At 59.2% G+C, this 580-nt stretch carries 1 pseudogene; it reads right to left on the minus strand.

Annotated features, from left to right (window positions below):
• Positions 1-580: pseudogene (locus RZR99_RS33020) on the minus strand (hypothetical protein); the annotation flags it as partial.

Consider the following 580-nt stretch of genomic DNA (forward strand, 5'->3'; position numbering starts at 1 on the left):
GGCATTCGAACACCACTGGCGCATCTGCAACCGGCGTTCCGCGCCTCCATCTACGTACCTGCCGCGGATAGCCAGCGCGGGTGAGCGTAGGAGTCGCGCTTACTGAACTGTCATCCCAGCTCACATAAACCGTGTCCCGGTCGATCCATGTGACGCTGTGATGGCCAGGCTCAGGCAGTTCGAACCCATTCTCGACAAATGCGCGCGCCTCTACGTCGAATTCCCGCACGATCTGAGCGTCGGAACCACCAGGCGACAGGAAGACCAGCGCGCGATCGGCAATGGGGTAAATCAGTTGAAAGTCGGCCAGAACCCAACGCGGGTCATCGCCATCNTCGAACCCATTCTCGACAAATGCGCGCGCCTCTACGTCGAATTCCCGCACGATCTGAGCGTCGGAACCACCAGGCGACAGGAAGACCAGCGCGCGATCGGCAATGGGGTAAATCAGTTGAAAGTCGGCCAGAACCCAACGCGGGTCATCGCCATCCCGATTGTTTAGGTCAAGCGCATCGATCTCCAGCACGGTTTCCCATTTGGGAGTGCCCTTAATCCACGCGTTCCATGGCGTACGCCGTAT

The sequence above is a fragment of the Burkholderia alba genome (assembly GCF_034721475.1).
Classification (GTDB): Bacteria; Pseudomonadota; Gammaproteobacteria; order Burkholderiales; family Burkholderiaceae; genus Burkholderia; species Burkholderia alba.